Origin of the sequence: Superficieibacter electus (assembly GCF_002915575.1) — a bacterium.
In the GTDB taxonomy this organism is placed as follows: domain Bacteria; phylum Pseudomonadota; class Gammaproteobacteria; order Enterobacterales; family Enterobacteriaceae; genus Superficieibacter; species Superficieibacter electus.
In genome coordinates this window covers 1-17,640 of record NZ_PQGD01000004.1, presented here as the reverse complement: position 1 = coordinate 17,640, position 17,640 = coordinate 1, and the positions used below count along the sequence as shown (strand labels likewise).

The window sequence follows — 17,640 nt, the reverse complement described above, 5'->3', positions numbered from 1 at the left end:
AGCAGCCCCCGGCGTTGGGGTTACTCATCTTCCAGATAAGTATACCCGTACAGCCCCGCCTCAAACTCTTCGAGGAACTGCTGCTGTAACGCATCGTCCAGACCGGTCTGTTTGACCTGATCGCGGAAATGGGTCAGCAGCGTATTGGGGTCCAGTTGCACGTATTGCAGCATATCCGCGACGGTATCCCCTTCGTCAGACAGCTCTACTTCTACGCTGCCATCCGGGAAGACAAACACGTCAACCGCTTCGGTATCGCCGAACAGGTTATGCATGTTGCCGAGGATCTCCTGATACGCGCCGACCATAAAGAAGCCCAGCATCGGCGGATTGTCCGCATCGTATTCCGGCATCGGCATGGTGGTAGCAATGCCGTCACCGTCGATGTAGTGATCGATAGCGCCATCGGAGTCGCAGGTGATATCAAGCAGCACCGCACGGCGTTCCGGCACCTGATCCAGCCCTTCCAGCGGCAGCACCGGGAACAGCTGATCAATACCCCATGCATCCGGCATTGACTGGAACAGTGAGAAGTTGACGTACATTTTGTCCGCCATACGTTCCTGCAATTCGTCAATAATCGGACGGTGAGCACGGTTGCTTGGGTCGAGTTGTTTCTGCACTTCGTGGCACATACTCAAATAAAGCTGCTCGGCCCAGGCACGCTCCTGAAGGCTGAAAGTGCCGGACGAGTAACCGATGTGGATATCGTGCAGATCCATCTGGCTGTCGTGCAGCCATTCACGCAGGGAGCGACGGGTGCCCGGCTCGTGCATTTCCTGCCAGGTTTCCCACATGCTTTGCAGCGCGCGCGGTGCATCTTCTGTTGGCGCAGTAGGAACCGTATATTCGTTACGTTCCACACCGATGATGTTGGAGACCAGCACGGTATGATGCGCGGTTACCGCACGCCCGGACTCGGTAATGACCGTTGGGTGCGGCAGGCCATTCTCTTCACAGGCGTCGCCAATCGCCCAGATAATGTTGTTAGCATATTCATTCAGGCCGTAGTTCACCGAGCAGTCGGACTGTGAACGTGTGCCTTCATAGTCCACGCCTAACCCGCCACCAACGTCAAAGCACTGGATATTCACGCCCAGCTTATGCAGTTCAACGTAGAAGCGCGCCGATTCACGTACGCCGGTGGCAATATCGCGAATGTTGGCCATCTGCGATCCGAGATGGAAGTGCAGCAATTGCAGACTGTCCAGACGTCCGGCTTCACGCAGTGTCTCCACCAGTTGCAGGACCTGGGTTGCCGCGAGGCCAAACTTGGATTTTTCCCCGCCGGAGGACTGCCATTTACCGGAGCCCTGCGATGCCAGACGCGCACGCACGCCGAGACGTGGAATGACATTCAGACGTTCAGCTTCGTCCAGCACGATAGCGATTTCAGACATCTTCTCGATGACTAAATAGACCTTATGGCCCATCTTCTCACCAATCAGCGCCAGACGGATATATTCGCGGTCTTTATAGCCGTTACAGACGATGACGCTGCGGGTCATGCCAGCGTGTGCCAGTACCGCCATCAGTTCCGCTTTAGAACCTGCTTCCAGTCCCAGCGGTTCGCCGGAGTGAATGAGCGACTCAATCACGCGGCGATGCTGGTTGACCTTAATCGGATAAACGAGGAAGTAGTCGCCGTTGTAACCGTAAGATTCCCGTGCACGCTTAAAGGCGGCGTTAATTGAACGCAGACGATGTTGCAGGATCTGCGGGAAGCAGAACAGTGCAGGCAAACGCTGCCCCTGCGCTTCACGTGCTTTCACCAGTTTGGCGAGGTCAACGCGCGCTTGCGGAACGTCAGGGTCCGGGCACACGCTGATGTGTCCCAGCTCATTCACGTCGTAGTAGTTATTGCCCCACCAGGCAATATTGTATGTACGCAGCATCTTGCTGGCTTCCTGGGAGCTCATCGCTACCTCCTGCATGGAACGTAGTACACCTTGTTCGCCCGCTGACGAAGGCGAAAATGAAGAAATGTCGTCAGACATAGCGAACCTCAAATTGTGTCGAAAGTGTAAAACAGCAAACTACTATCGCAGCCCAAAGGTGCGATAACAACCCATAAACAGTCTGATTCTTCAGCATAAAATACTGAAGCACCGACTGAGCGACCGGTTTCTTGTTCATATCATTGTAAAACACGTACCCGAACTTCGGTATGAAGGTTCGGAGAAACCACGAGAAAACTCTTGTTTAACAAGAGCGCCCTTGTTCAGTTTTCAGAGGCGATAACCCGCTCTTGAATCCTGAGAAGCGCCGAGATGGGTAGAACATCGGCAGGTTTGCATAAGTGAGATGCGGATAGCGGAAAAGAAGCGCACACCAGAGTGGTGCGGCTGCGCGAGCGGCGTCCAATGGTTCATTGTTTCGTATCACCTCCACGCCAACCTGTTCAGTCAGCGACAAGCCAAAGCTAAAGTTTTAACCCGGCTGGAAGTGGCGACACGAACAGATTCGTCGTGCGCTTTTATATGAGCCGCGCGCGGCGTTTTATACCTGGATTATCCCTGAAAAGCAAAACATAAATGAACGTTATGCCAGCAGCACCGCACAAAATTTTCATTGTGTTTGCCCGATAATGCGACGCGACTCAAAAAAAACTGGCAATCGGGCGAAGAAGTGACCTAAAATAGCCGTCCAGATGTTAATCCATCTATACAGATTAACACTCAGACTGCCAGTGCCATAAACCTGCAAGTCCTGGTAGGATCTTCTGCCTTGACTATTCTGCACAGCAGTTCGAGCTAACCGACTTCTCCTTGGGTGAAATTAAAAATGGCAAAACACCTTTTTACGTCTGAGTCCGTTTCAGAAGGGCATCCTGACAAAATCGCTGACCAAATCTCTGATGCCGTGCTTGATGCAATCCTCGAACAGGACCCGAAAGCGCGTGTCGCCTGCGAAACCTATGTAAAAACTGGCATGGTTTTAGTGGGCGGTGAAATCACTACCAGCGCCTGGGTAGATATCGAAGAGATCACCCGTAACACGGTACGCGAAATTGGCTATGTGCATTCCGACATGGGCTTTGACGCCAACTCCTGCGCGGTACTGAGCGCGATTGGCAAACAGTCTCCGGACATCAATCAGGGCGTTGACCGTGCCGACCCGCTGGAACAGGGTGCTGGCGATCAGGGTCTGATGTTTGGCTATGCAACCAATGAAACCGACGTGCTGATGCCAGCACCAATCACTTACGCACACCGTCTGGTACAGCGTCAGGCTGAGGTGCGTAAAAACGGCACCCTGCCGTGGCTGCGTCCGGATGCAAAAAGCCAGGTCACCTTCCAGTATGATGCCGGTAAAATCGTTGGCATCGATGCCGTCGTGCTTTCTACACAGCATGCGGAAGATATCGACCAAAAATCGCTGCAAGAAGCGGTGATGGAAGAGATCATCAAGCCGGTGCTGCCGACCGAATGGCTGAACAGTGCGACCAAATTCTTCATCAACCCGACCGGCCGGTTTGTGATCGGCGGGCCGATGGGCGACTGCGGTCTGACCGGGCGTAAAATTATCGTTGATACCTACGGTGGTATGGCGCGTCACGGCGGCGGCGCATTCTCCGGTAAAGATCCGTCTAAAGTGGACCGTTCTGCGGCCTACGCAGCGCGTTATGTGGCGAAAAACATCGTCGCGGCGGGCCTGGCAGATCGCTGTGAAATTCAGGTGTCCTACGCAATTGGTGTGGCAGAACCGACCTCTATCATGGTGGAAACCTTCGGTACGGAAAAAATTGCGACCGAACAATTAACGCTGCTGGTACGTGAGTTCTTCGACCTGCGCCCGTATGGTCTGATCCAGATGCTGGATCTGCTGCACCCAATCTACAAAGAGACTGCGGCTTACGGTCACTTTGGGCGTGAGCATTTCCCGTGGGAAAAAACCGACAAAGCTCAGTTGCTGCGTGATGCGGCCGGTCTGAAGTAATCTTCCCCACTGCTTTCCCTCAAGCCAGCCTCGCGCTGGCTTTTTTATTTTCCGCGCTGACCTGGCGACTCTCGTGTTGCTGTCTATACTTAACACACTTTTATCTGTCACAATGAAAACGATTACACGTTTATTCGTCTGTTTAAAAAGGCAATAACCGCGGTGATGTCATCATCAATTGCCACACGTTACATTTCATTTCAGCTTTATCTTAAATCACCTTTTTACCCGCTACAAAACCTCATATAAAAGCTATAGTTTCAATCTGTTATGAATTTACTATTCTTGACACTTATGTAACCGATTACACTGGTGTGATTTAACTCACATCTTTTAGCGGCACACTGACCTACTATCTACATCGATAAATTGAATACAACTACTGGAGGGCAGTATGCCTGACACTAAAAAACAAGGGCGCTCTAACAAGACAATGACGTTCTTTGTCTGTTTCCTTGCCGCACTGGCCGGACTGCTTTTTGGCCTTGATATTGGGGTGATTGCCGGGGCATTGCCTTTCATCACGCATGAATTCCAGATCAGTTCACATACACAGGAATGGGTGGTTAGCTCGATGATGTTCGGTGCCGCAGTCGGTGCCGTCGGCAGTGGTTGGCTCTCCTTCAAACTCGGGCGTAAAAAGAGCCTGATGATTGGGGCAATCCTGTTCGTACTCGGCTCACTGTTTTCAGCAGCTGCGCCGAACGTAGAAGTGCTGATTATCTCTCGCGTACTGCTGGGCCTGGCGGTAGGGGTTGCCTCCTACACCGCACCGCTGTATCTGTCAGAAATCGCGCCGGAGAAAATTCGCGGCAGCATGATTTCCATGTATCAGTTAATGATCACTATCGGGATTTTGGGCGCATATCTCTCTGATACTGCGTTCAGCTATAGCGGCGCATGGCGCTGGATGCTGGGCGTGATTATTATTCCGGCGGTCCTGCTCCTGATCGGCGTCTTCTTCCTGCCGGACAGCCCGCGCTGGTTTGCCGCTAAGCGCCGCTTCCACGATGCAGAACGCGTGTTGCTGCGTCTGCGCGACACCAGCGCAGAGGCAAAAAACGAACTCGAAGAGATCCGCGAAAGCCTGAAGGTAAAACAGAGCGGCTGGGCGCTGTTTAAAGAGAACAGCAACTTCCGCCGCGCGGTGTTCCTCGGCGTCCTGCTTCAGGTGATGCAGCAGTTCACTGGCATGAACGTCATCATGTATTACGCGCCGAAAATCTTTGAACTGGCAGGGTATACCAATACCACCGAGCAGATGTGGGGTACCGTCATTGTTGGCCTGACCAACGTGCTGGCTACCTTCATTGCTATCGGTCTGGTGGACCGCTGGGGACGTAAACCAACGCTGACGCTGGGCTTCCTGGTGATGGCAGTAGGTATGGGCATCCTGGGTACGATGATGCACATTGGTATCCATTCGCCGTCCGCACAATACTTCGCGATTGCAATGCTGCTGATGTTTATCATTGGCTTTGCCATGAGCGCCGGTCCGCTGATTTGGGTACTGTGTTCTGAAATCCAGCCGCTGAAAGGCCGCGATTTTGGTATCACCTGCTCTACGGCGACCAACTGGATCGCCAACATGATCGTCGGTGCAACCTTCCTGACCATGCTCAATACGTTGGGCAACGCTAACACCTTCTGGGTGTATGCGGGTCTGAACGTGCTGTTTATTCTGCTGACGCTGTGGCTGGTGCCGGAAACCAAACACGTCTCGCTGGAGCATATCGAACGTAACCTGATGAAAGGCCGCAAACTGCGCGACATTGGTTCGCACAACTAAGCCTTAATGCTTCCTCCCCCCGGGAGGAAGCTTCTTATTGCACTCCCTTTGCCGCCGTTTTATCCTCTGCCGTTATGAAAACCTCTCGTCTTCCCATCGCCATCCAGCAAGCCGTTATGCGCAGCCTGCGGGATAAACTTGCCCTTGCGAACCAAAAACTGGATCGTCATTATCCGGAGCCGAAGCTGGTGTATCAACAGCGCGGTACCACGGCGGGTACCGCCTGGCTCGACCGCTATGAAATTCGTCTGAATCCGGTGCTGCTTCAGGAAAATCAGCAGGCATTTATTGATGAAGTGGTGCCGCACGAACTGGCGCATTTACTGACCTGGAAATATTTTGGCCGCGTCGCGCCACACGGCAAAGAGTGGAAATGGATGATGGAAAACGTGCTTGGCGTTCCTGCCCGACGAACTCACCAGTTCGAACTGGAATCGGTACGCCGCAATACGTTCCCCTACCGTTGCAAATGTCAGCAGCATCAACTCACCGTGCGCCGTCATAATCGGGTGATGCGCGGTGAAGCGACCTACCGCTGCGTTCACTGCGGCGAAGAGCTGGTAGCCGGGACGTAATTTAAGCGCGATCCGGAAATTTTCTGATCTGCCTGATTGCATCTGACAACGGCTTTGGTTACGTTGCGTGCTCCTTCTGAAACGGAGTTCGCGATGTACCGTAAATCTTCTTTTACCCTGATCCTGCTGCTTCCCATGCTGATAAATCCTTTGTACGCCAAAGGCATCACCAGCTTTGCCCAGGCCAAAGCGGCAGGCGTGAAAATTAATGCAGACGTTCCTGGTGATTTTTACTGTGGCTGTAAAATCAACTGGCAGGGCAAAAAAGGCGTTATCGATCTGGCATCCTGCGGCTATAAAGTGCGTAAAAATGCCAACCGCGCCAGCCGCGTGGAATGGGAGCACGTAGTCCCGGCATGGCAGTTTGGCCATCAGCGTCAATGCTGGCAGGACGGCGGGCGGAAAAACTGCACCAAAGATCCGGTTTATCGCCAGATGGAAAGCGATATGCACAACCTGCAACCGGCGGTGGGCGAGGTTAACGGCGATCGCGGCAACTTTATGTACAGCCAGTGGAACGGCGGCGAGGGTCAGTACGGCCAGTGCGCGATGAAGGTTGATTTCAAAGAGAAACTGGCTGAGCCGCCCGCTCGTGCTCGCGGAGCCATCGCCCGCATCACCTTTTATATGCGCGACCAGTACCATATCAGCCTGTCACGTCAGCAAACCCAGCTTTTTACGGCCTGGGATAAACTCTATCCGGTCACGAAATGGGAATGCGAACGTGATAATCGTATAGCGAAGGTACAGGGGAATCATAATCCCTACGTGCAGCGCGCTTGCCAGGCGCAAAAGAGCTAACCTACACTAGCGGGTATTATCATTAATGGACAGTTAGCTTTATGCGTAAACCCCGCATTTATCACCCTTCCCTGCTGACCGTGGGCCAGGACGTCGCGCTTTGTGACGACGCCGCTAATCACGTGGGCCGCGTATTGCGCATGACCACGGGCCAGCCGGTTCAGCTTTTTGACGGTAGTAACCAGGTCTTCGACGCCGAAATCACCCGCGCGGATAAGAAAAGCGTCATCGTTAACGTACAACATGGCGAAACCGACGATCGTGAATCGCCGCTGCATATTCATCTGGGCCAGGTGATGTCGCGCGGCGAAAAAATGGAATTTACTATCCAGAAATCGATTGAACTGGGTGTAAGCCTCATTACGCCACTTTTTTCTGAGCGCTGTGGCGTTAAACTGGATGCTGAACGTCTGAACAAGAAAATTCAGCAGTGGCAGAAAATCGCTATTGCTGCCTGTGAACAGTGCGGTCGTAACCGAATTCCGGAAATTCGCCCGGCAATGGATCTTGAAGCCTGGTGTGCCGAGGCGGACGCGGGGCTGAAATTAAATCTGCATCCGCGCGCCAGCGCCAGTATCAATACGCTGCCGCTACCGGTTGAGCGCGTGCGCCTGCTTATTGGTCCGGAAGGTGGATTATCCGCCGACGAAATTGCCATGACCGCACGCTATCAGTTTACTGATATTCTGCTGGGACCTCGCGTTCTGCGCACTGAGACAACTGCACTCACCGCCATTACCGCCTTACAGGTGCGGTTTGGCGATCTGGGCTAACGGAGAACAACAATGATCAAGCTCGGCATCGTGATGGACCCCATCGCAAATATTAACATCAAAAAAGACTCCAGCTTCGCTATGCTGCTGGAAGCGCAGCGTCGCGGCTATGAACTTCATTATATGGAGATGGCCGATCTCTATCTGATCAACGGCGAAGCCCGCGCACGCACGCGCCTGCTCAGCGTCGAGCAGAACTATGACAAATGGTATGAATTTCGCGGTGAGCAGGACATTCAGCTTGCCGATCTTGATGTCATCCTGATGCGCAAAGACCCGCCGTTTGATACCGAGTTTATCTACTCCACCTACATCCTGGAGCGTGCAGAAGAACAAGGCACGCTGATCGTCAATAAGCCGCAGAGCCTGCGCGACTGCAACGAAAAGCTTTACACCGCCTGGTTCTCCGACCTGACCCCGGACACTCTGGTGACCCGCAGCAAGGCGCAGCTTAAAGCATTCTGGCAAAAACACAGCGATATTATCTTAAAGCCGCTGGACGGCATGGGCGGCGCGTCCATCTTCCGCGTCAAAGAAGGCGATCCTAACCTTGGCGTCATTACCGAAACGCTGACCGAGCACGGCACCCGCTACTGCATGGCGCAGAATTATATTCCGGCGATTGTTGACGGCGACAAGCGTGTACTGGTGGTCGATGGTGAGCCGGTACCTTACTGCCTGGCACGGATTCCGCAGGGTGGTGAAACGCGTGGCAACCTCGCCGCCGGAGGCCGTGGAGAACCGCGCCCGCTGACCGACAGTGACTGGGAAATTGCCCGTCGTGTTGGTCCGCTGCTGAAAGCCAAAGGTCTCATTTTTGTCGGTCTCGATATCATTGGCGATCGTCTGACGGAAGTGAACGTTACCAGCCCGACCTGCATTCGTGAAATCGAGGCGCAGTTCCCGGTATCAATCACCGGTATGCTGATGGACGCCATTGAAAAACGGCTGACGAAGTAATTTACGTTGCCATCGACGGGGTAAAATATCCCGTCTGCAATAGCTTATCGCGGGAGGGAACCCGCGGATCGTCCCTGACTGGCTAGTGACAGCGTTGCACTTTCCCCGCATACTGAACGTTGTTGCTTTTTTGAACCAGGAAACAGAACCTCTGACAATGAATTTACAGCATCACTTTCTGATTGCCATGCCTGCGCTCCAGGACCCACTCTTTCGTCGTTCTGTCGTCTATGTTTGCGAGTATAACGATGACGGTGCGATGGGCATCATTATTAATAAACCCCTGGAAAACTTACAGGTTGACGGCGTTCTGGAGAAATTAAAGATTACGCCTGAACCGCGCGATCCGGCCATTCGGCTTGATAAACCGGTGTTACTCGGCGGCCCGCTGGCGGAAGATCGCGGTTTTATCCTGCATACACCACCGGCATCCTTCTCCTCCAGTATTCGCATCTCCGATAATACCGTTATCACTACGTCGCGGGATGTGCTGGAAACCCTGGGCACCCACGATCAGCCCGTCGATGTACTGGTCGCCCTGGGCTACTCCTCCTGGGAAAAAGGCCAGCTTGAGCAGGAATTGCTGGATAACGCCTGGCTCACCGCTCCTGCCGATCTCAATATCCTGTTTAAAACGCCGATTGCCGACCGCTGGCGCGAAGCGGCAAAACTGATTGGTATTGATATTCACACCATGCCTGGCGTGGCAGGGCATGCCTGATGAGTGGAACCTTACTCGCTTTTGATTTTGGTACCAAAAGTATTGGCGTCGCCATTGGTCAGAGTATTACCGGCACCGCCCGTCCTCTTAGCGCCATTAAAGCGCAAGATGGCACCCCCGACTGGACGCTTATCGAACGTCTGCTTAAAGAGTGGCAACCCGATGCGGTGATTGTCGGCCTGCCGCTCAACATGGATGGTACTGAACAACCGCTGACGGCCAGGGCTCGCAAATTTGCCAACAGGCTCCATGGTCGGTTCGGTGTTGCGGTGACGCTTCATGATGAGCGACTGAGTACCGTGGAAGCGCGCGCTGGCCTGTTCGAGCACGGCGGCTTTCGCGCGCTGAATAAAGGCAGCGTCGATTCTGCCTCAGCGGTGATTATCCTGGAGAGTTATTTCGAACAGGGTTTTTAGTTATACACTCCTGTTACCGCACGAACAGGCTGGTCACGCAGGGAAGCATTCGTCCAGCTGACAGCCTGCGTCCTGTTTTTGACGTTAAGCTTGCGAAAAATATTGTATAAATGCGTGCGTACCGTATTTTCGCTGATAAAAAGGGCGCGGGCGATATCGACATTGGATGCGCCATAACGTAACTCATTAAGGATTTCATATTCGCGTTCGGTCAATGGAATATTCTCCATATGCGCGCCGTCACGCTCTTCTGTATAGCTCTGAAGCGTGCTGAGAAGTTCAGACGACTCGCCTTTCAATATCGCTTTGATGCCATCAAGAATACGCTCCTGACTCTCCTCACAGCTAAATACCCCACAAAGCGTCGGCCAGCGTGCCATTTCAAAGAGCGCGTGCTGTTGGGCGCTATTGAAAATAATAAGCCGTAAATCATCGGTCTGTGTCTGTAAAATATCGCACCAGATACCGTTTAGTTTTTTATTTGATACAGCAAGATCGAATAAGACGACGGAACCGTCCGTCAGCCGTTGCGCTAACGGTTTGGCAATATTCTGCAAATGAACGGGAACAGAAAGCGTTTCAGCCAGATAGCTGGCAAAAGACCGGGACTGCACGGAGGGACATGTAATAATAACCATCTGCTGCGGTAGGCTTAACCCGTTGTCCTGCTGGAACATCCTGACTCTCCTTCAAGTATATGTTGTCCTGTCGCTTACCTCAGAAGTACGCACTCCAGACAGAGTGGTAATCTCATGATTTAAGCGAATTCCTGGGGCAATCCTATCACCGGGTCTGAAGGGGGATAAGCCAGCCTGATGGATGAGGGCTAATCGGCAGCCTCGTCGGAACGCCAGAGGCTTTGCCGTTAAAGCTGCCCTGCCGCGACCCGCTGCTGGTAACTCTGCATAAAGGTTTGCATCCCTGCTGACTGCCCGGTCTGCATGACGCCGGGCAACTGGTGGGTTTTTCCCTCGCGAATGAGATTAGCAACCGCGGGCGTGTTGACCAGCAGCTCAAACAACGCCACGCGCGTATTTTGTGCGCTGAGCTGAAGCTTCTGCGCCAGGACGGCACACAGGCTTCCGGCAAGCTGGCTGCGCACCTGCTCTTTCTCCTGTGCCGGGAAGACATCAACCAGCCGCTCCACCGCCTGCGCTGCCCCGCGGGTATGTAGTGTCGCCAGCACCAGATGCCCGGTTTCTGCGGCGGTCAATGCCAGACGAATCGTTTCACTGTCGCGCAGTTCCCCGAGCAGAATGACATCAGGATCTTCACGTAGCGCCGCACGCAGCCCTGCGGCAAAAGAGGCGGTGTGACGCCTCACTTCCCGCTGCTGGATCAGGCAGCGCTCGCTACGATGAATAAACTCAATTGGATCTTCCAGCGTCATAATATGCCCGTCCAGATGATGATTAAGATGATCGACCATTGCAGCCAGGGTCGTGGATTTCCCGCTGCCGGTCGCTCCGGTGACCAGAATTAACCCGCTTTCTTCATTGAGTAATTCAGGCAGCGCGGCGGGGACACCAGCGTCAGTAAGGTGCGGCGTGGTGGCGGGCAGCAGACGAAGCGCAAGGGATGCTCCCTGTCGGTGAATAAAAGCGCTGGCACGTAGCCGTTGCCGGGCGGATAACGTCATGGCGAAATCAACCTGCCCTTGCGCAAACTGCGCCATCTGTTCTTCATCCAGGTAATCATTAAGTAATTTTTCAACGTCAACAGGCGCGAAAGGCGCAGGTTCCAGCTTACCCAACCGTCGCCAGCGTGGTGCCCAGGCATTGCACAGGTGTAGATCCGAGACGTTATGCTTTACACTAAGGGCCACAATTTCTTCCATATCCATACCATCATCCTCTGAAAATGAACGACATTGCGCATAACCTGGCACAGGTCAGGGAGAAAATCTCCGCCGCTGCATCGCGTTGCGGCCGTGCTTCAGAAGAAGTGACGCTGCTTGCAGTCAGCAAAACCAAGCCTGCGAGCGCCGTCGCAGAAGCTATCAATGCCGGGCAGCGCGCCTTTGGCGAAAACTATGTGCAGGAAGGCGTGGAAAAAGTACGCCACTTTCGTGAGGCCGGCACGGAAGGATTAACGTGGCATTTTATTGGTCCCCTGCAATCAAATAAAAGCCGCCTGGTCGCTGAGCATTTCGACTGGTGTCATACGGTGGACAGGCTGCGCATCGCCACACGGTTAAGCGAACAGCGTCCGCCACACCTGCCGCCGCTTAACGTGCTGATTCAGGTAAACATTAGTGATGAAGCCAGTAAATCGGGCGTTTCACTTGCTGAAGTCGATGCGCTTGCCGATGCGATAGTCGAGCTTAAGGGCGTGACGCTGCGCGGATTAATGGCGATCCCCGCGCCAGAGTCAGATTATGTAAGGCAGTTTGCGGTAGCAGGCCAAATGGCTGTAGCATTTACGCGGCTAAAAGCACGCTATCCCACGGTAGATACCCTGTCGCTGGGCATGTCAGATGATATGGACGCTGCCATTGCGGCAGGTAGCACAATGGTACGCATCGGCACCGCCATTTTTGGCGTGCGCGACTACACAAAAAAATAAGGAAAACTGAGGAACGCCATGAAGACGTTGACTTTCCTACTCTCAACAGTCATTGAACTGTATACGATGGTACTGCTGCTCCGCGTCTGGATGCAGTGGGCGCGCTGCGATTTTTATAATCCCTTTTCGCAGTTTATCGTTAAGATTACCCAGCCGGTGGTCGGACCGCTGCGCCGGTTTATTCCGGCAATGGGGCCGATAGACAGCGCATCGTTGCTGCTGGCTTTTATTTTAAGCGTTATCAAAGCCATCGTGCTGTTTATGGTCGTCACCTTCCAGCCGATCATCTGGATTGCTGCCGTGCTTATTCTGCTGAAAACCATCGGGCTGATGATTTTCTGGGTGCTGCTACTGATGGCGATTATGAGCTGGGTGAGCCAGGGCCGGAGTCCGGTAGAATTTGTCCTGATGCAACTTGCCGATCCGCTGCTGCGCCCTATTCGCAAGTTGCTGCCGTCAATGGGCGGGATCGATTTCTCGCCGATGATCCTCGTCCTGGTGTTGTACATGATTAATATGGGCATCGCCGAGCTGTTACAAAGTACAGGTAACATGCTGTTGCCAGGATTGTGGATGGCGCTATGAGTGCCGTTGACACTCTCCCGGACGGTCTGGTTTTGCGGCTCTATATCCAGCCGAAAGCCAGCCGCGACAGCATTGTGGGTCTGCATGGCGACGAAGTTAAAGTCGCCATCACCGCCCCACCGGTTGACGGTCAGGCCAATGCCCATCTGGTGAAGTTCCTTGCCAAACAGTTTCGCGTGGCGAAAAGCCAGGTGGTGATTGAAAAAGGCGAGCTTGGCCGCCATAAACAGGTAAAGATTATTCATCCGCAACAGATCCCGACACAAGTCGCGGCGCTAACAGAGTAAATGTCCTATGCAAAAAGTTGTCCTCGCGACCGGTAATCCCGGTAAAGTGCGTGAGCTCGCCTCGCTGCTGAGCGATTTTGGCCTTGATATTGTGGCCCAGACCGATCTCGGCGTGGATTCCGCGGAAGAAACCGGCCTGACGTTTATTGAGAATGCCATTTTGAAAGCGCGTCATGCGGCACAAATTACTGGCCTGCCCGCCATCGCCGACGATTCCGGGCTGGCGGTAGATGCGCTGGGCGGCGCACCGGGAATTTATTCCGCACGCTACTCCGGTGAAGATGCCAGCGACCAGCAGAATCTGCAAAAGCTACTGGAAACCCTGAAAGATGTCCCGGACGGCCAGCGTCAGGCACAATTCCACTGCGTGCTGGTTTATCTGCGCCATGCCGACGATCCCACTCCGCTGGTATGTCACGGCAGCTGGTCCGGCGTTATTACCCGCCAGCCAGCAGGCAGCGGCGGCTTTGGCTACGATCCGATTTTCTTTGTCCTTTCAGACGGCAAGACGGCCGCCGAACTGACCCGTGAAGAAAAGAGCGCCATTTCCCATCGTGGGCAGGCGCTGAAACTGTTACTGGAAGCCCTGCGTGATCGCTAATTTACCGCCCCTGAGCCTGTATATTCATATTCCGTGGTGCGTGCAGAAATGCCCGTACTGCGATTTTAACTCGCACGCGCTAAAGGGCGAGGTGCCGCACGACGATTACGTTCAGCATCTGTTGAGCGATCTGGATGGCGACGTGACGTACGCGCAGGGCCGTGAGATCGCAACCATTTTCATTGGCGGCGGCACGCCGAGCCTGCTGTCTGGCCCTGCAATGCAGGCGCTGCTGGACGGCGTACGCGCCCGTCTGCCGCTGGCAAGGGATGCGGAAATCACTATGGAAGCGAATCCGGGCACGGTGGAAGCAGATCGTTTCGTGGAGTACCAGCGTGCGGGGATTAACCGTATCTCCATTGGGGTGCAGAGTTTTAGTGAGCCGAAGTTACAGCGCTTAGGGCGCATCCACGGCCCGGAAGAGGCCAAACGTGCCGCACGGCTGGCCGCGGGTCTCGGACTGCGCAGTTTTAACCTCGACCTGATGCACGGCCTGCCGGATCAATCGCTGGAAGAAGCGCTGGACGATTTGCGCCAGGCCATTGCGCTGAATCCGCCGCATTTGTCGTGGTATCAGCTTACTATCGAACCGAATACCCTGTTTGGCTCGCGACCGCCGGTACTGCCGGATGACGATGCGCTGTGGGATATTTTTGAGCAAGGCCACCGGTTGTTGAGTGCTGCCGGTTATCAGCAGTATGAAACCTCCGCCTACGCAAAGCCGGGCTATCAGTGCCAGCATAACCTCAACTACTGGCGTTTTGGCGACTACCTTGGCATCGGCTGCGGCGCGCACGGGAAAATTACCTTCCCGGACGGGCGCATTTTACGCACCACCAAAACGCGCCACCCGCGCGGCTATATGCAGGGGCGCTATCTGGAAAGCCAGCGCGATGTGGAACAGGCGGATAAACCGTTTGAGTTCTTTATGAACCGCTTCCGCCTGCTGGAGCCAGCGCCACGCGCCGAATTTACGCGTTATACCGGTCTGACGGAAGATGCCGTCCGGGCGCAAATTGACGCCGCACTGGCGCAGGGTTATCTCACCGAGAACGCGCATGACTGGCAGATTACCGAACATGGTAAGCTGTTCCTCAACTCGCTGCTGGAGCTATTCCTGGCTGATTAAGCGTTTTATTGTCCTTACGCCTGCGCGGATTATTTAATTACACCGCGCCGGCGCAAGTCAGTAATATCCTGCTGCCAGCGTTTATAGCTGCTCTCCAGCTCGCTTCTGCTGGTGTCAAGCTTCATCAATTGCGTGCGCAGTTCACCCTGTTTCTCATAGAGCGGTTTAATTTTGTTGTCCCGGGCAGCCATTTCCTCTTTGATGTTTTCACTCATCAGTTTGTGCTGGCGATAATAATTGCGTTTCTGCTCTTCCAGCGCGACGTCACGCGCCTTACGTAACGGTTCAGCGTCGCAGTCTGGCTTTTGCTGGCACGTGGCGAGCGCGGGTTCGTAGACAGTCTTGTAATAGTTATTTTCAAACTTCAGCGGATCGTTTTGCCGATCAACCTCGTACATTTTTTCCAGCATTGCCTGCTGTACCGCATGACGACCAAGCGGTTTGCCTCCGGCGTCCATTCCCCAGGATTGAGTTATTTGAGTGTCGAGATCTGCAATCGCTTTTTCCAGCGCATTTTGCTTACTTTTCATCTCCTGTAACGTCTTATTTTGCTGATTATAGCCAGCTTCGATTTTTGCCAGACGCGCATAAAAATCGCTGTCATTAATCACCAGATACTTCGTTTTATCATCGACGTCATCCAGCGGCAGGCCTGCGTTTTTCGCAGCCGTCTGCATGGAAAAAAATTCCGTCGTCCATCCGGAATCTTTGGTCCCTGTCGCGGTGATCATGGCCGAAAATTTTACCGGTTTACCTTTGGTCCAGGTTTTTTCTACCAGCCTGTAATCTGCCGCCATCCCAACGGTAGCGTACAGATCTTCCGCCGATGAGAGGTCGCCTTCTGCCGCCCAGGTGCTCTGATTACCGTTACTATTAAGTGGGCGCAGCGAGACGCTGTCGAGATGGATCAGCCCCTGATACTGCTCGTTAAACTGCTTTTTTAGCGTTTCATCAGAGGGAGGCGTGGTATCGGCCAGCGCATAGCCAGCAGTGAGAAACAGCAGAGCCAGGCCGGTAGCCAGGTGTATCTTCATAGCAAAGTCCTTTTCGATATTTAATTTCAATGGTTATTATAAATATCGTTATCATTAATATCATTAATTATTTGCGAAACTCCTTCCATATTTTTACATTCGTTCTGGCGCGGACATTTTGTGCAACCAAAATAGCGCAATGGACAATGTGAAATCATTAAGGATAAACGCCACGCCGGAAGAGATGCGCCTTTGGTATCTTTTACGCGGACGACGTTTTTATGGTTTTAAGTTTCGTCGGCAGGTGCCCGTCGGACCTTATGTTGTTGACTTTGCGTGTTATGAAACGCGTCTCATTGTGGAGCTGGACGGGGGACAGCATGCCGATCAGGTTAAATATGATGTATTGAGAACTGCTTTTTTGCAGAAAAAGGGATGGCACGTTTTGCGCTTCTGGAATAATGAATTGCGCGAGTTTGAAGAAGGCGTGCTGATGACTATTTTGGCGCATTTACAAGCACGCTCTGTTTGCACTGGCGAGCTGAAGCGTTGATTATCAGAAAAACCGCCCTCACCCCTGCCCTCTCCCTGAGGGAGAGGGAGCTGCCCGGTATTTGTGGCGGAGCAGGTGGACAGGCTTTAGCCAACCGGGTGGAATGGCTGATGACATATGCGGGCTGTCCCCTCTCCCTGAGGAAGAGGGTTAGGGTGAGGGGGAGAAACGCATACCCTGCCCTCATAAAACCGCCCTCACCCCAGCCCTCTCCCTCAGGTAGAGGGAGCTGCCCGGTATTCGTGGCGGAGCAGGTGGACAGGCTTTAGCCAACCGGGGGAAATGGCTGATGACATATGCGGGCTGTCCCCTCTCCCTGAGGAAGAGGGTTAGGGTGAGGGGGAGAAACGCATACCCTGCCCTCATAAAACCGCCCTCACCCCAGCCCTCTCCCTCAGGTAGAGGGAGCTGCCCGGTATTCGTGGCGGAGCAGGTGGACAGGCTTTAGCCAACCGGGGGGAATGGCTGATGACACATGCGGGCTGTCCCCTCTCCCTCAGGGAGAGGGTTAGGGTGAGGGGGAGAAACGCATACCCTGCCCTCATAAAACCACCCTCACCCCTGCCCTCTCCCTGAGGGAGAGGGAGCTGTCCGGTATTTGTGGCGGAGCAGGTGAACAGGCTTTAGCCAACCGGGTGGAATGGCTGATGACACATGCGGGCTGTCCCCTCTCCCTGAGGGAGAAGGTTAGGGTGAGGGGGAGAAACGCATACCCTGCCCTCATAAAACCGCCCTCACCCCAGCCCTCTCCCTCAGGGAGAGGGAGCTGTCCGGTATTCGTGGCGGAGCAGGTGGACAGGCTTTAGCCAACCGGGGGGAATGGCTGATGACACATGCGGGCTGTCCCCTCTCCCTCAGGGAGAGGGTTAGGGTGAGGGGGAGAAACGCATACCCTGCCCTCATAAAACCACCCTCACCCCTGCCCTCTCCCTGAGGGAGAGGGAGCTGTCCGGTATTTGTGGCGGAGCAGGT

The 17,640-nt window shown here is 53.9% G+C and carries 20 protein-coding genes; 14 read left to right on the top strand and 6 right to left on the bottom strand.

The window, feature by feature from the left end; translation table 11 throughout:
- Nucleotides 1-20: 20 nt before the first annotated feature.
- The 3 genes from speA to CHU32_RS28895 form a co-directional block, all read right to left on the bottom strand.
- Nucleotides 21-1,997, bottom strand: a complete 1,977-nt coding sequence (speA, locus tag CHU32_RS05485; protein ID WP_103675080.1) for a biosynthetic arginine decarboxylase — start codon at nt 1,995-1,997, stop codon at nt 21-23.
- The gene (gene yqgB / locus CHU32_RS05480; protein ID WP_133159232.1) at nt 1,990-2,136 is read right to left on the bottom strand and encodes an acid stress response protein YqgB; all 147 of its coding nucleotides are present in this window, start codon (nt 2,134-2,136) and stop codon (nt 1,990-1,992) included. The genes speA and yqgB overlap by 8 nt, the downstream gene beginning before the upstream one ends.
- 92 nt (nt 2,137-2,228) lie before the next feature.
- A complete protein-coding gene (locus CHU32_RS28895; protein ID WP_425444880.1) occupies nt 2,229-2,372 on the bottom strand; it encodes a hypothetical protein in 144 nt (47 codons plus the stop codon).
- Nucleotides 2,373-2,784: 412 nt separating this feature from the next.
- Between CHU32_RS28895 and metK the strand changes: the two genes are divergently transcribed.
- The 8 genes from metK to ruvX all read left to right on the top strand — a co-directional run bounded on the left by metK (nt 2,785) and on the right by ruvX (nt 9,974).
- Nucleotides 2,785-3,939 (top strand): methionine adenosyltransferase, encoded by a 1,155-nt coding sequence (gene metK / locus CHU32_RS05470; protein WP_103675078.1) that lies wholly within the window; start codon nt 2,785-2,787, stop codon nt 3,937-3,939.
- A gap of 394 nt (nt 3,940-4,333) precedes the next feature.
- On the top strand, nt 4,334-5,728 hold the full coding sequence (gene galP / locus CHU32_RS05465) for a galactose/proton symporter (RefSeq protein ID WP_103675077.1): 1,395 nt from the start codon (nt 4,334-4,336) through the stop codon (nt 5,726-5,728).
- Between the two features lie 74 nt (nt 5,729-5,802).
- Nucleotides 5,803-6,303: a SprT family zinc-dependent metalloprotease gene (locus CHU32_RS05460; protein WP_103675076.1), complete on the top strand. Its 501-nt coding sequence runs from the start codon at nt 5,803-5,805 to the stop codon at nt 6,301-6,303.
- Between the two features lie 93 nt (nt 6,304-6,396).
- Nucleotides 6,397-7,104, top strand: a complete 708-nt coding sequence (endA, locus tag CHU32_RS05455; protein ID WP_103750802.1) for a deoxyribonuclease I — start codon at nt 6,397-6,399, stop codon at nt 7,102-7,104.
- Between the two features lie 41 nt (nt 7,105-7,145).
- Entirely contained in the window at nt 7,146-7,877 is a 732-nt protein-coding gene (gene rsmE, locus CHU32_RS05450) for a 16S rRNA (uracil(1498)-N(3))-methyltransferase (protein WP_103675074.1), read from the top strand.
- Nucleotides 7,878-7,889: 12 nt separating this feature from the next.
- Nucleotides 7,890-8,837 (top strand): glutathione synthase, encoded by a 948-nt coding sequence (gene gshB / locus CHU32_RS05445; RefSeq protein WP_103675073.1) that lies wholly within the window; start codon nt 7,890-7,892, stop codon nt 8,835-8,837.
- Nucleotides 8,838-8,994: 157 nt separating this feature from the next.
- Nucleotides 8,995-9,558 carry a YqgE/AlgH family protein gene (locus CHU32_RS05440; protein WP_103675072.1) on the top strand — a complete coding sequence of 188 codons (564 nt, stop codon included), beginning with the start codon at nt 8,995-8,997 and terminating at the stop codon, nt 9,556-9,558.
- Nucleotides 9,558-9,974: a Holliday junction resolvase RuvX gene (ruvX, locus tag CHU32_RS05435; protein WP_103675071.1), complete on the top strand. Its 417-nt coding sequence runs from the start codon at nt 9,558-9,560 to the stop codon at nt 9,972-9,974. The genes CHU32_RS05440 and ruvX overlap by 1 nt, the downstream gene beginning before the upstream one ends.
- Here ruvX and CHU32_RS05430 read toward each other — a convergent pair.
- Both CHU32_RS05430 and CHU32_RS05425 read right to left on the bottom strand, forming a co-directional pair.
- Nucleotides 9,971-10,651 (bottom strand): LuxR C-terminal-related transcriptional regulator, encoded by a 681-nt coding sequence (locus tag CHU32_RS05430; protein WP_103675070.1) that lies wholly within the window; start codon nt 10,649-10,651, stop codon nt 9,971-9,973. The two genes, ruvX and CHU32_RS05430, sit on opposite strands and share 4 nt — an antisense overlap.
- A 188-nt stretch (nt 10,652-10,839) precedes the next feature.
- Complete coding sequence (locus tag CHU32_RS05425) at nt 10,840-11,817, bottom strand: type IV pilus twitching motility protein PilT (RefSeq protein ID WP_103675069.1); 978 nt, start codon at nt 11,815-11,817, stop codon at nt 10,840-10,842.
- 17 nt (nt 11,818-11,834) lie between these two features.
- Here CHU32_RS05425 and CHU32_RS05420 point away from each other — a divergent pair, with 17 nt between their 5' ends.
- The 5 genes from CHU32_RS05420 to hemW are packed head-to-tail and all read left to right on the top strand — an operon-like array spanning nt 11,835 to nt 15,141.
- The gene (locus CHU32_RS05420) at nt 11,835-12,539 is read left to right on the top strand and encodes a YggS family pyridoxal phosphate-dependent enzyme (RefSeq protein ID WP_103675068.1); all 705 of its coding nucleotides are present in this window, start codon (nt 11,835-11,837) and stop codon (nt 12,537-12,539) included.
- Nucleotides 12,540-12,557: 18 nt separating this feature from the next.
- The gene (locus CHU32_RS05415; protein WP_103675067.1) at nt 12,558-13,124 is read left to right on the top strand and encodes a YggT family protein; all 567 of its coding nucleotides are present in this window, start codon (nt 12,558-12,560) and stop codon (nt 13,122-13,124) included.
- Complete coding sequence (gene yggU, locus CHU32_RS05410) at nt 13,121-13,411, top strand: DUF167 family protein YggU (protein WP_103675066.1); 291 nt, start codon at nt 13,121-13,123, stop codon at nt 13,409-13,411. Before CHU32_RS05415 ends, yggU begins: the two co-directional genes overlap by 4 nt.
- A gap of 7 nt (nt 13,412-13,418) precedes the next feature.
- Nucleotides 13,419-14,012 (top strand): XTP/dITP diphosphatase, encoded by a 594-nt coding sequence (locus CHU32_RS05405; RefSeq protein WP_103750801.1) that lies wholly within the window; start codon nt 13,419-13,421, stop codon nt 14,010-14,012.
- On the top strand, nt 14,005-15,141 hold the full coding sequence (gene hemW / locus CHU32_RS05400; protein WP_103675318.1) for a radical SAM family heme chaperone HemW: 1,137 nt from the start codon (nt 14,005-14,007) through the stop codon (nt 15,139-15,141). Before CHU32_RS05405 ends, hemW begins: the two co-directional genes overlap by 8 nt.
- Before the next feature lie 29 nt (nt 15,142-15,170).
- Here the strand turns inward: hemW and CHU32_RS05395 are convergent, their stop codons facing one another.
- Complete coding sequence (locus CHU32_RS05395; RefSeq protein ID WP_103675064.1) at nt 15,171-16,175, bottom strand: DUF1202 family protein; 1,005 nt, start codon at nt 16,173-16,175, stop codon at nt 15,171-15,173.
- Nucleotides 16,176-16,314: 139 nt separating this feature from the next.
- Between CHU32_RS05395 and CHU32_RS05390 the strand changes: the two genes are divergently transcribed.
- Complete coding sequence (locus CHU32_RS05390) at nt 16,315-16,668, top strand: endonuclease domain-containing protein (protein ID WP_103675063.1); 354 nt, start codon at nt 16,315-16,317, stop codon at nt 16,666-16,668.
- Nucleotides 16,669-17,640 lie beyond the last annotated feature (972 nt).

Coding starts and splice junctions, on each gene's coding strand:
- speA (WP_103675080.1), bottom strand. CDS start 1,997: ATGTCTGACGACATTTCTTCATTTTCGCCTTCGTCAGCGGGCGAACAA.
- ruvX (WP_103675071.1), top strand. CDS start 9,558: ATGAGTGGAACCTTACTCGCTTTTGATTTTGGTACCAAAAGTATTGGC.
- endA (WP_103750802.1), top strand. CDS start 6,397: ATGTACCGTAAATCTTCTTTTACCCTGATCCTGCTGCTTCCCATGCTG.
- CHU32_RS05440 (WP_103675072.1), top strand. CDS start 8,995: ATGAATTTACAGCATCACTTTCTGATTGCCATGCCTGCGCTCCAGGAC.
- galP (WP_103675077.1), top strand. CDS start 4,334: ATGCCTGACACTAAAAAACAAGGGCGCTCTAACAAGACAATGACGTTC.
- yqgB (WP_133159232.1), bottom strand. CDS start 2,136: ATGAACAAGAAACCGGTCGCTCAGTCGGTGCTTCAGTATTTTATGCTG.
- CHU32_RS05395 (WP_103675064.1), bottom strand. CDS start 16,175: ATGAAGATACACCTGGCTACCGGCCTGGCTCTGCTGTTTCTCACTGCT.
- CHU32_RS05405 (WP_103750801.1), top strand. CDS start 13,419: ATGCAAAAAGTTGTCCTCGCGACCGGTAATCCCGGTAAAGTGCGTGAG.
- gshB (WP_103675073.1), top strand. CDS start 7,890: ATGATCAAGCTCGGCATCGTGATGGACCCCATCGCAAATATTAACATC.
- CHU32_RS05420 (WP_103675068.1), top strand. CDS start 11,835: ATGAACGACATTGCGCATAACCTGGCACAGGTCAGGGAGAAAATCTCC.
- CHU32_RS05425 (WP_103675069.1), bottom strand. CDS start 11,817: ATGGATATGGAAGAAATTGTGGCCCTTAGTGTAAAGCATAACGTCTCG.
- CHU32_RS28895 (WP_425444880.1), bottom strand. CDS start 2,372: ATGAACCATTGGACGCCGCTCGCGCAGCCGCACCACTCTGGTGTGCGC.
- CHU32_RS05390 (WP_103675063.1), top strand. CDS start 16,315: ATGGACAATGTGAAATCATTAAGGATAAACGCCACGCCGGAAGAGATG.
- CHU32_RS05460 (WP_103675076.1), top strand. CDS start 5,803: ATGAAAACCTCTCGTCTTCCCATCGCCATCCAGCAAGCCGTTATGCGC.
- metK (WP_103675078.1), top strand. CDS start 2,785: ATGGCAAAACACCTTTTTACGTCTGAGTCCGTTTCAGAAGGGCATCCT.
- yggU (WP_103675066.1), top strand. CDS start 13,121: ATGAGTGCCGTTGACACTCTCCCGGACGGTCTGGTTTTGCGGCTCTAT.
- CHU32_RS05415 (WP_103675067.1), top strand. CDS start 12,558: ATGAAGACGTTGACTTTCCTACTCTCAACAGTCATTGAACTGTATACG.
- rsmE (WP_103675074.1), top strand. CDS start 7,146: ATGCGTAAACCCCGCATTTATCACCCTTCCCTGCTGACCGTGGGCCAG.
- CHU32_RS05430 (WP_103675070.1), bottom strand. CDS start 10,651: ATGTTCCAGCAGGACAACGGGTTAAGCCTACCGCAGCAGATGGTTATT.